11 protein-coding genes are annotated in these 12,803 nt (G+C 38.0%); 8 read left to right on the forward strand and 3 right to left on the reverse strand.

What is annotated here, in order from left to right; translation table 11 throughout:
- The 7 genes from ACTIEV_RS08850 to ACTIEV_RS08880 all read left to right on the forward strand — a co-directional run.
- The coding region (locus ACTIEV_RS08850) for a TolC family protein (RefSeq protein WP_439516360.1) at nt 1–971 on the forward strand (971 nt) is incomplete at its 5' end.
- A gap of 10 nt (nt 972–981) precedes the next feature.
- Nucleotides 982–2,181, forward strand: coding sequence for an efflux RND transporter periplasmic adaptor subunit (locus tag ACTIEV_RS08855; RefSeq protein WP_322196657.1), 1,200 nt, complete (start codon nt 982–984; stop codon nt 2,179–2,181).
- Between the two features lie 33 nt (nt 2,182–2,214).
- Nucleotides 2,215–5,817: an efflux RND transporter permease subunit gene (locus ACTIEV_RS08860; RefSeq protein WP_439516361.1), complete on the forward strand. Its 3,603-nt coding sequence runs from the start codon at nt 2,215–2,217 to the stop codon at nt 5,815–5,817.
- Nucleotides 5,801–6,337 (forward strand): GxxExxY protein, encoded by a 537-nt coding sequence (locus tag ACTIEV_RS08865; protein ID WP_439516362.1) that lies wholly within the window; start codon nt 5,801–5,803, stop codon nt 6,335–6,337. Before ACTIEV_RS08860 ends, ACTIEV_RS08865 begins: the two co-directional genes overlap by 17 nt.
- 35 nt (nt 6,338–6,372) lie before the next feature.
- Nucleotides 6,373–6,603: a GxxExxY protein gene (locus tag ACTIEV_RS08870; protein ID WP_295194267.1), complete on the forward strand. Its 231-nt coding sequence runs from the start codon at nt 6,373–6,375 to the stop codon at nt 6,601–6,603.
- Between the two features lie 113 nt (nt 6,604–6,716).
- The gene (locus ACTIEV_RS08875; protein WP_178887438.1) at nt 6,717–7,511 is read left to right on the forward strand and encodes a TIGR00266 family protein; all 795 of its coding nucleotides are present in this window, start codon (nt 6,717–6,719) and stop codon (nt 7,509–7,511) included.
- Nucleotides 7,512–7,674: 163 nt separating this feature from the next.
- Entirely contained in the window at nt 7,675–8,448 is a 774-nt protein-coding gene (locus tag ACTIEV_RS08880; RefSeq protein ID WP_439516363.1) for a TIGR02757 family protein, read from the forward strand.
- A 90-nt stretch (nt 8,449–8,538) separates the two neighbouring features.
- Here ACTIEV_RS08880 and ACTIEV_RS08885 read toward each other — a convergent pair whose 3' ends face one another.
- From ACTIEV_RS08885 to ACTIEV_RS08895, 3 genes are all read right to left on the reverse strand, one after another.
- On the reverse strand, nt 8,539–11,310 hold the full coding sequence (locus ACTIEV_RS08885) for an outer membrane beta-barrel protein (RefSeq protein WP_439516364.1): 2,772 nt from the start codon (nt 11,308–11,310) through the stop codon (nt 8,539–8,541).
- Between the two features lie 333 nt (nt 11,311–11,643).
- Nucleotides 11,644–11,844: a helix-turn-helix transcriptional regulator gene (locus ACTIEV_RS08890; RefSeq protein ID WP_178887433.1), complete on the reverse strand. Its 201-nt coding sequence runs from the start codon at nt 11,842–11,844 to the stop codon at nt 11,644–11,646.
- Nucleotides 11,834–12,283, reverse strand: coding sequence for a hypothetical protein (locus tag ACTIEV_RS08895; RefSeq protein ID WP_178887431.1), 450 nt, complete (start codon nt 12,281–12,283; stop codon nt 11,834–11,836). The genes ACTIEV_RS08890 and ACTIEV_RS08895 overlap by 11 nt, the downstream gene beginning before the upstream one ends.
- Nucleotides 12,284–12,447: 164 nt before the next feature.
- On the opposite strand from ACTIEV_RS08895, the gene ACTIEV_RS08900 reads away from it, so the two are divergent.
- Nucleotides 12,448–12,732 (forward strand): hypothetical protein, encoded by a 285-nt coding sequence (locus tag ACTIEV_RS08900; RefSeq protein WP_439516365.1) that lies wholly within the window; start codon nt 12,448–12,450, stop codon nt 12,730–12,732.
- The last annotated feature ends 71 nt before the right edge of the window (nt 12,733–12,803 follow it).

Consider the following 12,803-nt stretch of genomic DNA (forward strand, 5'->3'; position numbering starts at 1 on the left):
TTTTCGGTGCGATTTTCTTGCCCTTTTTCATAACGTTGACCTCCTTTTTTGGTCAACCTTTTTTATATACGGACAAGATGATCAAAACAAATATTCACAAGATCTACTATCAGTTGGTGGTGAGTAAAACACAGATCGATCTTTTGGATGCGAACATCAATAGATTATCCAAACTGGAAAACGATACCAGAGAGCTGTACAAGAATGGTTTTGCTGAAAAACTCGACCTCGACAAAATTGCTGTTCAGGTAGCGAATTTGCAAACAGAAAAATTGAAAGCCCTGAATAGTATTGATCTGGGTTACATGGGATTGAAAACTTTATTAGGTATGCCTGTAAATGATACACTGATATTAACCGATCGCTTAAGCGAAGATCAAATCAGTAAAGATTTTACCTTGGATACTGCCTATAACTATGCAGACAGAAAAGATTTTCAGTATTTGAATCTGGGTAAAAAACTCAATGAGTTTAATATCAAACGTTATCAGTTGAGCTATTTACCTACCGTATCATTATCAGGTTCCTATACCAAGAATGCACAAAGAAATAAGTTTGACTTTTTTGGTAAAGGTGATTGGTTCACTACTTCTTTCATCGGCTTGAATGTATCGATCCCCATTTTTGATGGTTTTGGGAAAGATGCCAGAATTAAAAAAGCACGTTTTGAATTACAACAAACCGAAAATCAGCTGGATAACTTGAAACTGAGCATTGACAATGAAGTAGCTCAATCGAGGGTGAATTTCAGAACGGCTATTGCCACGATGAATTTCCAAAAGAAAAACATGCAACTGGCAGAAAGTGTATACAACCAGACCAAGAAGAAATATGAAGTAGGTACCGGTTCCAATACCGAGATCACTGCTGCGCAAACAGATCTGGTGACCGCACAAACCAATTATATCAGTGCCCTGTACAGTGCCATTATTGCCAGGGTAGATTATTTAAAAGCAATCGGAAAACTATAAACCTAAGTATATGCAAAAGATATTCACTATTCTGGTACTCGCCGCTTCAGTAACACTGGTTTCTTGTGGTGCAGGTTCTACTGAAGCCAACAGCGGTGCCGCAGCTGAGCAAAAAGCAAAACTGGCTGAATTAAAAAAACAAAAGGATGGAATTGATGCTGAGATCGCTAAGCTTGAAGCAGAAATCGCCAAACTGGATCCTGCTTCTGCTAAACCGGATAATGCAAAACTGGTTTCATTAACTACTGTAACTCCAGAAACATTTACACACTATATTGATCTGCAGGGTAAGATCGAATCTGAAAATATTTCTTTCGTGACTCCCCGTGGTGGTGGTGGACAGGTTAAAGCCGTTTATATCAAACGTGGTGATGTAGTAAAGAAAGGGCAACTCATCTTGAAACTAGATGATGCCTTACAACGTCAAAGTGTAATTGCAGCAGAACAAGGTCTTGAAACCCTGAAAACACAATTGTCTTTCGCTAAAACTTTGTATCAGAAACAGAAGAATCTCTGGGAACAAAATATTGGCACAGAAGTACAGTTGATCACTGCAAAAAACAATGTAGAAACACTGGAAAATCAATTGAAAAGTGCGGAAGAGCAAGTGAAACTTAGCAGAGAACAACTCGCTTTCTCTTCAGTATACAGTGATGTGAATGGTGTTGCTGAAGATGTGAACATTCGTGTAGGTGAAATCTTTGCCGGTCCGGGTCAAATTAAAATTGTCAATACCAGCAATTTGAAAGTGACTACTGAAGTTCCTGAAAACTATATTGACCGTGTTAATAACGGAACCCGCTTGAAAGTTACTTTACCTGATATCAACAAAACCGTAGAAGCAAAAATATCTGTATCCGGAAAAATCATCAATCCAATTAGTCGCAGCTTCTTTATTGAAGCAAGAATGCCGAATGACAAGGACTTCAGACCGAATCAAATTGCGATGGTACAGATTCAGGATTATACCATCAATAATGCCATCACTGTTCCTGTCAACACTTTACAGAATGACGAGAAAGGTAAATATGTAATGGTGGCTGTAAAAGAGAATGGTAAAATGATCGCTAAAAAGAAAGTAGTGATTGTAGGAGAATTTTATGGTGATAAGCTGGAAGTGAAATCCGGGTTACAGGCAGGTGATATGGTGATTACAGAAGGTTATCAGAGTTTATATGATGGTCAGGTAATTACCACCAGCGCTAAGTAGGCATTAAGATTCAAGATCTATTAAACTAATTGTATGAGTGCATTAGAAAATATAAAAGGTAAGTTCAAAGAATTTGGACCTACTACCTGGAGTATCAAAAACAAAACATCGATCTATCTGATGATGTTGTTTGTGAGCTTGGCAGGTATTTACCAATTCATCACTTTACCAAAAGAGCAATTTCCCGATATCGTTATCCCTACTATTTATGTACAAACTGTATATGTAGGTAACTCTCCAAAAGATATCGAGAACCTGGTTACCCGTCCTATCGAAAAACAGATCAAGGGTATTACGGGTGCCAAGATTAAAAAATTCACCAGTACATCACAGCAAGACTTCTCAGCCATTATGGTTGAGTTTGATACGGATGTAAAAACAGATATCGCACTACAAAAAGTAAAAGATGCGGTAGATAAAGCTAAGCAAGACCTACCGAATGATCTTACACAAGAACCCACTGTTCTTGAAGTAAGTTTCAGTGAGCAACCCATCATGTATGTGAACCTGAGTGGTGATTATGATCTTCCGCGCTTGAAGAAGTATGCGGATGATATGAAAGATAAACTCGAAGATTTACCTCAAATCAACCGTGTAGATATTGTAGGTGCTCCTGAGCGTGAATTCCAGATCAATGTCGACAATTACCGCATGCAAAGTGCAGGTATCACTTTTGATGATATCACAAATGCCGTTCAACGTGAAAACATGGATATTTCCGGTGGTCTTTTAGAAGTAGGTAACATGAAACGTAACCTACAACTGAAAGGACAACTGAAAACTGCTTTTGATATTCAACAGCTCATCATCATAAATACCAATGGTGCACCTATTTATCTAAAGGATATTGCTCACGTTATTGATACCATCAAAGAAAGAGAAAGCTATGCGCGTTTGGATGGTAAAAATGTAGTGACACTAAATATCATCAAAAGAAGTGGTGAGAATTTGATCGAGACAAGTGACGGTGTTAAAAAGATCGTAGAAGAAGGAAAAGGTATTTTATATCCTACGGATATGAAGGCAGTCATCACAGGTGATCAGAGTATTCAAACCAGAACTTCATTCAATGAATTGGTGAACTCTATCATCATCGGTTTCGTATTGGTATTAATTGTATTGATGTTCTTCATGGGTGTCGTGAATGCATTCTTTGTGGCATTGTCTGTCCCTTTGAGTATGTTTGTTGCCTTCGTATTCTTACCGGGTGCCGATCTGATTGTTGGAACACATGTAACTCTCAACTTCATCGTACTCTTTGCCTTATTATTCGGATTGGGAATCATTGTGGATGATGCAATCGTAGTGATTGAAAATACGCACCGCATCTTTATGGAAGGCAAGGGTAAATTGACTTCTGCTTTCTCTGCAAGAATCGCTGCTGGTGAAGTATTCGTGCCTGTATTAGCGGGTACACTTACTACACTGGCTCCTTTCTTTCCATTGTTATTCTGGCCGGGTATCATTGGTAAATTCATGGTGTACCTGCCAACAATGTTGATTTTCACATTGGCGGCATCATTGGTGGTTGCTTTTATCATGAACCCCATTTTTGCGGTTGACTTCATGAATCATGAAGATGAGCACGGAGTAAAAGAACCGAAGAGTGCTATCTTCAAAAAGAAAGGATTCTGGATTGCAATCGTTATTGGTATCTTATTAGATATCGCAGGTGCTACTTTCTGGGGCAACTTACTGTTATTCTTCATGATACTGGTGGTATTCAATAAATATGTATTAGATGATGCCATCCATAATTTCCAAAACAAGGCATTGCCTTGGATCATGAGTCATTATGAAAGTTTATTGAGATGGGCATTGAATGGATGGAGACCTGTACACCTGTTATTGGGAACCATCGCACTGTTCTTTATCTCCCTGTTCATTTTTGTGGGTTCTATTGGAAGTGGTCGTATTCCGATTACTTTCTTCCCGAAAGGTGATCCTAACCAGATTTTTGTCTACCTGAAATTACCGGTAGGTACGAATGTGGAATACACAGACTCTGTTACCAAGGTATTGGAAGGAAGAGTGAATAAGATTTTGGGCACTGAGAATGGCAAAGAAAATCCGATCGTGGAAAGTGTGATCAGTAACGTTGCCGTGGGTGCCGGTGATCCGATGGCAGGCGATAGAAGTACGAGAAGTGAACTGGGACGTATTCAGGTATCATTTGTGGAATTTGAAAAAAGACATGGTGTTTCTACCAGACCTTACTTAGATCAGATACGTGCAGCGATGAAAGGTATTCCGGGTTCAGAAATTAGTGTGGATCAAGAAAGTGGTGGACCACCAACTGATCCTCCGATCAATATTGAAATTGCCAGCGAAGATTTTGATGCGATGATCAAAGGTGCTACGGCACTGAAAAATTATCTGGATTCTATTCAGGTACCGGGTGTGGAAGAATTGAAAATGGATGTAGATCTGAAAAATCCGGAAATCACTTTAACTGTTGACAGACAGCGTGCATTGATCGAAGGTGTATCCACTGCTCAGATCGGCATGGAAATTCGTACCGCACTGTTTGGAAGAGAAGTGTCAAAAGTGAAAGAAGGAAAAGAAGAATATAAAATACAGCTGCGCAACAATGAGATTCAGCGTAAGAGTCTCACAGATCTGCTCAATATGCGTATTTCATTTAGAGATATGGCAGCGGGTGGCGCGGTAAAAAATATTCCGATCAGTGCATTGGTAAAAGTTGAGCCTACCAGTACCTTGGGTAGCGTAAAAAGAAAGAATCAGAAACGTTTGATCACACTACGTTCTAATGTATTGACCACAGAAGGATTCAATGCTACGGCAGTGAATCAGGTATTGGCTAAGCATATTGCTGACTTCAAAGGTTTACCTGATGGCGTAACCATCAAACAAACCGGTGAAGGAGAACAGCAAGCCGAAACCGGCGCCTTCTTATTCAGCGCTTTGTTGATTGCATTGGCATTGATCTTATTGATTCTGGTATTACAGTTCAACAGTGTAAGTAAGCCGGTGATCATTTTAACTGAAATTATTTTCAGTGTGATCGGTGTGTTCCTTGGTTTCTCGATCACAGGAATGGAAGTATCTATTTTGATGACCGGATTGGGAATCGTAGGTCTGGCTGGTATCGTAGTGAAGAATGGTATTCTTGTGATTGAATTTGCGGATGAGTTACGATCTAGAGGTATGAAGACAAAAGAAGCGGTAATACAAGCTGGTAAGACACGTATCATTCCGGTACTATTAACTGCGCTTGCTGCGATCCTAGCTTTCATCCCGATTGCGGTAGGTTTTAATATCAACTTCATAACGCTGTTCTCTGAATTGAATCCAAGGATCTTCTTTGGCGGTGATAATGTAGTGTTCTGGAAGCCATTGAGCTGGACCATTATCTTTGGTTTGACTTTCGCTTTCTTCATGACATTGATCATTGTACCTGCGATGTATCTGATCGCCGAACGTTTACGCAGACCGATGCGCAGAATGTTTGGTGGTAAATGGATCAGTTTCATGGGTATTCCACCGTTGACCATTATCTTCTTATTGTTGATGGTAGCGGCATTGATCAGAAATAGAATAGCGAGAAAGAAAAGAGAAAAACGTTTGAAAAATGTAGCCACTGTTAACCAATCTTTTATTGGCAGTTGGTTCTAATGATAGTGTACAGTTGGTTTTTGGTAATAATCCACACACCGCCCCTGTTCTCAGGGGCGGTTTTTTTGCGGGAAATACGGTACACAAGAAAAAAAATTCTGTGTACCTCTGTGCTCTCAGTGGCAATAAAATGAACCCATACAACTCCAAAGACTACCCCGTCCAAACAGAAACCAGCCAAATTCTATCTACCTGTATAGAAGTTCATCGAATACTTGGTAAAGGATTTTTAGAAATAGTCTATAAAGACGCATTGGAATATGAGTTTCAAAATAGAAAAATAAGCTACCAAAGAGAACAACAATACATCATCGAGTATAAATCAATTATCCTACCACATAAATTCTTTGCTGACTTTGTTGTTTTTGATCAAATTATTTTAGAGGTTAAGGCTCAAAATGGCATTGCGGAAGAGCAATACAAGCAGGTTATTAATTATTTACGTGTGTCAGGATGTAAGATTGGATTGATTATTAATTTTGGGGAGGATAGGTTGGGTATCAAGCGAGTGATTTTGTAAAAAGAAATGCCACTGAGGGCACTGAGATACACAGAATTAAAGAAAAAGAATATACAGTTACCTATAAAAACATCATTTTACCGCATAAATTTTATGCCGACTTTGTAATTGACAACTCAATAATTTTAGAAATCAAATCAAAAGCAGGAATTATAGAGCAACATCAGGCACAGGTATTAAACTATTTGGCTGTTTCAAAATTAAAATTAGGATTGCTTTTAAACTTCCATGAAAAATCATTGCAATACCAAAGAATAATACTGTAATCTGTGAATCTGTGGCTAATTTTTGCCACAGATTCACAGATTATTTTACTCGAGTTATAACTGATATGTAATCTTTATTACTACTTGACTACTAATTTTTAAAATTGTTTGATATGAAACAAAACCACGAAATAGACTACAAAATCTACGGAGAAGAAATGCAATATGTGGAAGTAGAGTTGGACCCAAATGAAACGGCAATCGCTGAACCGGGGGCTTTTATGATGATGGATGATGGTATCCAAATGGAAACCTTGTTTGGCGATGGCAGTAAACAACAAGGAGGATTATTAGGTAAACTTCTCAATGCCGGTAAACGAGTACTGGTAGGTGAAAATCTATTCATGACCGCATTTACCAATGTTACCGGTGGCATTAAAACCGTCAGTTTTGCTTCCCCTTATCCCGGGAAAATCATCCCTGTTGATCTTTCCCGTTTTCAGAATAAAATCATTTGTCAGAAAGATGCATTCCTCTGTGCCGCTAAAGGAGTAAGCGTGGGCTTAGAGTTCCAAAGAAAACTAGGAACCGGCTTATTTGGTGGCGAAGGATTCATCATGGAAAAACTGGAAGGTGATGGAATGGCATTTTTGCATGCCTGTGGTCATGTAGTACAAAGACAATTACAACCGGGCGAATTGTTAAAAGTAGATACCGGCTGTATAGTGGGCTTTACTTCAAGTGTAGATTATGATATCCAATTTGTAGGCGGTATTAAGAACACCATTTTTGGAGGTGAGGGTTTATTTTTTGCAACACTCCGTGGTCCTGGTATCGTTTGGATTCAAACACTACCGATCAGCCGACTGGCAGGAAGAATTCTTGCTTATGGCACTTATAGCAGAAAAGAAGAAGGTAGTATACTCGGAGGCATCGGTAATATTTTGGATGGAGATGGATGGAGGTAAAGTTTAGCGGATAGCTGATGGGTCATAGCAAATAGTTTATAGCAGATAGCTTATGGTTCATAGCAAATTACTTGTTACAAACTATTTGCTATGCCCTATAAGCTATTTGCTACCAATAATAAAGTGGACTTAGTGATGGACGATTGTGATAGTTTTGTACCGTATGAAAATCGATAGTAAGAGCTCCTTAAAAGATTTTTTCGACAGTAAAGTACAACAATACAATCAACCCTCCTTTATCAAAGAAGATCCTATCTGCGTACCTCATACTTTCACCAAAAAGCAGGACATAGAAATAGCAGGTTTTTTTGCAGCCATATTTGCTTGGGGCAATAGAACTACCATCATTCAAAAATCATTTGAATTGATGAAACTGATGGACAATAATCCTCACGAGTTTTGTCTGCACCATCAAGATCAGGATTTGAAAAGATTGGTACACTTCAAGCATCGAACATTTAATGCTACCGATCTCCTGTATTTTATCAGCTTTCTACAACAGCATTATAAAAAGTATGACTCTTTAGAAGCTGCCTTTACGATTCCAAAAGAAAAAGAAATGGAAATCCGATTAATGCGATTTCATGAATACTTTTTCTCCCTAGAAGATGCTCCGGCAAGAACCAGAAAACATATCGCCCCTCCTTATAAAGGCTCATCTTGTAAAAGATTGAATATGTTTTTACGCTGGATGGTCCGAAAAGATAAAGCCGGCGTTGATTTTGGTATTTGGCAAAAGATCAATGCATCAGAATTGATTTGTCCGATTGATTTACATGTAGCCAGGGTAGCAAAACGGTTTCAATTACTAGATAGAAAACAAACAGACTGGCAAGCAGCTGTAGAACTCACCAATTACCTGAAGACACTAGACCCCAAAGATCCGGTGAAATATGATTTTGCCTTATTTGGGTTGGGGGTGATGGAGAAGTATTAGCACTAATAAAAAACTCCTATTCTTTACGGTTACTCCTTTAAAGTAAATAACCGCAGAGAATAGGAGAAATGAGTTATCGCAAAGAAGAGATTAGAAGAAAAACATACTTTGCCTTCCCCCTACTTTACCACCTGATCCCTTACCGGATGCTCCAAAGCTTCTGATATTGTAGGTAAATGTGAGCATAAAATAACGCTGAAGAATATTTACTTGTCGATCGGTAATGAAGTTCTCAGCTGAGAAACGGAATACAGAACGATTTTGATTCAGTAGATCAAAGACTGAGAACTTAAGTTGTCCTTTATCCTCTTTCAAGAACAGGTACGTTAATCCGGCATTCAATAGAGCAACTGTTTTCTGAACCCCGGGAGCTGTTTGTGAATTATAACGATGATCTAAAGTCATTTCCCAAACAAATTTTTTCGGTATCCGTACTACGAGATCAGTATTGATGCTCTGTCTTTCTACTTGCAGGTTACGAAAATCGCCGCTTTCATAATACGCATTATTAATACCTCTGTTATAACTGATATTCCACTCTACTTTATCATTCCAGTTGAAGCCTCCGCGTAAGTACGGACTGAAATCAATATTCTTTACATAGCTCTTCTTGGAATTGATGATTAAAAAATTTCTGGTATAGTTAAGATTATACCCACTTCCGAAGTTCACAGAAAAAGTCTTGTTGAGTTTATACTGTTTATTGAAATAAAAGTTTGTATAAAAATTATGGATACCATCTGCATTTACAGGCATCGTGGTTTGAACACCATTGGCAGCAATTTCGCGACTTCTTACCACACTATTATTGCTAATGTTTCCTCCCAAATAAGCACTAATGAATAATTGTTTAGCAGTGATATTCTTAAAATAGTTGAGATTAAAGTTATGAGATTCTGCCGGTTTCAGATCAGGATTACCCTTATTGATGTACAATGGGTTACTGTTATCCGCTACAGGTTGAATATCTCCAATACCCGGTGGATTGACATTCACATTATAACTCAGGTTAAACTCTCGCCAACTGATATTTCCACCCGGTAAAATATAATTGAAATGCTGATCGAGTTTTTGTCCAATAGAAATATAACGGTTATTCAAATCCAGCCATAAGAAGTTCAGCGTAGCTGTAATGCTTAATTTTTTATACCTGAAATTCAATCCTGATGAAAGATTGTTTCTCCAACTCGTTCTTTCCAGATGATTGGTCAATAAACTGTTTAGTTGATCATATTTACCACTACTATTGCTTTTATTAAAAGTTGATAAAGCGTCTTTATTTTCAAAATACGTTAATGCATATCCCAAGCGTAAGGTTAAGTTTTTAGCAAGCGGCTCAGCAAAATTCAGATTGGTATTGGTAGAGAAATTGGCACGCTCCAAATCACGTAACTGATCCAAAGTAGTGGAACCTGTTGGGAAAAAAGTATTTAAAACATTATTGAATTGATCACTGTTGGTGCTGTTGTAATTCACTGTATTGAATACATTGAATGTTCTTCCCTTTTTTCTGAAATTTTTGAAATAGCTCAATTGATGATTATAGCCTAGATCCTTTGCATGTACAGACTGAAGATTATTACTTGTATTCAAAAGCCCATCTACACTACTTGTTGTATTGATATTGGTAAGACGATTATTATTCTGCTCTCCAACCGTTAAAGAAGGGCGAAATTCCATTCTTGAAGTCGTATCAATTTTCCAGCGCAGACCAAAACCCAATCGATGGCTGTTGGCATTTTGTATTTCAGATCTGTTCGATCTTGTATTAAGGATGGTATCACCCAAAAACTGTTGTCTGTTTTCTAACTCTGTAATATCATTTCTTGTTTTACCATAGAAATATTGTGTATTGAGCGTTAACCCTTTTTTGAATTCATTATTCAGGTTAAATCCAATCCCGCGCGATTGTTGAATACCTTGTCCGGTTCCTCCAAAAGAAATACCATTCACATTCAATCCGCCATTACCATTGATGGAGATAGAATTGATACCACTCCGATCGAAACCACCTAGGGTTCTGATATCATTGAATCCAAATCCGGCTTTATTCAAATTATTACTGAAACCTAAAACGCTCACTTGTAAAGTATCACGGAACATATTTACGATACCGCCCGCTTCATATCTATCTTCATCTGCTTTACCTGCATAGGCTTTTCCAAACCATCCTTGTTTAATGGCTTTTTTCAATTTAAGATTGATGACCTGACCCACATCTGCCTTGGCCTTATCCGGATTCAAATCCAATTCATCTTTATCATCTGCTACCTGAATTTTATCGATAAGGTTAGCCGGTAAGTTACGAGTCGCCATTTTAGGATCACCACCGAAGAAATCTTTTCCATCCACCATGATTCGGTTTACTTTTTTTCCATTCACGGTGATATTACCATCGGCATCCAATTGAACACCGGGTAATTTTTTAAGCAGGTCTTCTACCAAAGCAGAAGGTAATGTTTTGAAAGAGTTGGCATTGAATTCAATGGTATCACGCTTCACCACAACCGGTGGACGTTCGGCATACACCAACACTTCATCCAATGTATTGGCTTGATTGGGTGTCATTTCAAGAGTGCCTGCATCAAAAGAAGGGGCATCTGATGTGAGTTTAAATTCTTTTCTGGTAACAGTATAGCCTGAATAAGAAACAATCATTCTTAATTGTACATCCAAAGGCAATCCACTCACTTTGAATTCTCCTGCCTCTGTACTCAAACGATAGGTAACCAACACAGTATCGACGGCTGTAAAAACGGAGACTGTTGCCAGATTCATTGGTTGTTTAGAAGCTGAATCAATCAGTTTACCGGATAGTAAGCCCTTGTTATTATTTGTTTGGGCTGAAACTACAGTAGTCATACATATGCTCAGTAAGAGCAAAAGAATTCTGTTACGCATTGAACGTATTTTTCTCGTAAACAATAAATGGTTAGGAAACAGTGACTTTTAGATGCATAAGTAATTACCCGAAGGAATTCCTCTCCATTCAAAAGTTGATGTTTCGGGAACTTTTGTTTTCCCAGTGCCAGAAGGGTGTATGCCCAATAAGAGAACTACTGCGAGTGCAGCTGTGGTGACCAGCAGCAACAAAAGCGGTATCCATTTTCTCAGATTCAGCATACAAATGACTTATTTACTTAACTCCAAATAAAGAGTTCTGTTACACGAAAAGGTTGGAAAAAGGAGAAAAAATTAATCCTCGTCCTCTAATTCAAATAATTCTTCTACCGGAACACCAAACAGTTTGGCCATTTTGAGTGCCAGAACAGTAGAGGGTACATATTTCCCGGATTCCATAGTATTGATAGTCTGTCGGCTTACGGCAATTTTTTTGGCCAAATCATCCTGTGTCAGATTATGAATGGCTCTTTGCACTTTGATCTTATTTTTCATAACCTACTTTATTATACTGAAACAATATGTACCTAAAACGAAGGATAAAGATGATCAGCACTGTAAACATATTGTACGTCATCACCTGAAAAAATGTGGTTCCGTACACAGCCAATATGCTGATAATCAATACCAAATAGTTGGCGTATACCGCCCACTGCAATGCTTCCAACCGAAAAAATTGGATAGCTTCATCTTCAATGGATTCTTTGGAGAAAGCAATTAAGATAAGACTGATGATGAGACCAACCGAAGCTACTTCATCCGTGAAATTATGGCTGGCACTAAATTCCAATTGACCATTTGTAATCATTTTAAATTGCAACCAAGAAGGGTTGAATTCAAAAAACATGTGCGCAATACCCAATGCCAGAAAAGGCACCAATAAGACATAACCAATGCGCTGATAGCTATGCGGGAATAATTTGATCTGTTTCATATGCTTATTTGATTTAACAACACAAACGTAAAATCAATTTTTCATTTTGTCAAATTTATTTTACATTTTGTAATAATTATTTAACAATTTGTACATCTTAATTGACTTAATCGATTGATATTGAGGTAAAAAACATCGACAAAAGATTCCTATACCTTTAAAGAATGGCGGAAGAAAATAAGCTGATGGGTATCGAATCCTATTCCTGGGACCAATTGGTGACTTTTGTAAATGAGCTCATCACCCAAGATTTCAATCAACTATTGACCTTACTGTATCGATTAGATATCAATGAAAAAAAACTCAAGCAAACCCTAGCTGATCATCCGGATCAAAATGCCGGTGAATTAATTGCCAAACTGATCATTGATAGACAGGAAGAAAAAAAGAAATCGAGAGAAGCTTTCAAGCAAAAAGATTGGGAGAGCTCAGAAGAAGAGAAATGGTAAAAAATATTTCTGTGTATCTCAGTGTTCTCAGTGGCAATTTTTTATTCTTTGTTTGCCACTGAAAGCACAGA

The sequence above is a fragment of the Sediminibacterium sp. genome (assembly GCF_051861365.1).
Lineage (GTDB): Bacteria > Bacteroidota > Bacteroidia > Chitinophagales > Chitinophagaceae > Sediminibacterium.

Coding starts and splice junctions, on each gene's coding strand:
- ACTIEV_RS08855 (WP_322196657.1), top strand. CDS start 982: ATGCAAAAGATATTCACTATTCTGGTACTCGCCGCTTCAGTAACACTG.
- ACTIEV_RS08860 (WP_439516361.1), top strand. CDS start 2,215: ATGAGTGCATTAGAAAATATAAAAGGTAAGTTCAAAGAATTTGGACCT.
- ACTIEV_RS08875 (WP_178887438.1), top strand. CDS start 6,717: ATGAAACAAAACCACGAAATAGACTACAAAATCTACGGAGAAGAAATG.
- ACTIEV_RS08880 (WP_439516363.1), top strand. CDS start 7,675: ATGAAAATCGATAGTAAGAGCTCCTTAAAAGATTTTTTCGACAGTAAA.
- ACTIEV_RS08885 (WP_439516364.1), bottom strand. CDS start 11,310: ATGACTACTGTAGTTTCAGCCCAAACAAATAATAACAAGGGCTTACTA.
- ACTIEV_RS08890 (WP_178887433.1), bottom strand. CDS start 11,844: ATGAAAAATAAGATCAAAGTGCAAAGAGCCATTCATAATCTGACACAG.
- ACTIEV_RS08895 (WP_178887431.1), bottom strand. CDS start 12,283: ATGAAACAGATCAAATTATTCCCGCATAGCTATCAGCGCATTGGTTAT.
- ACTIEV_RS08900 (WP_439516365.1), top strand. CDS start 12,448: ATGGCGGAAGAAAATAAGCTGATGGGTATCGAATCCTATTCCTGGGAC.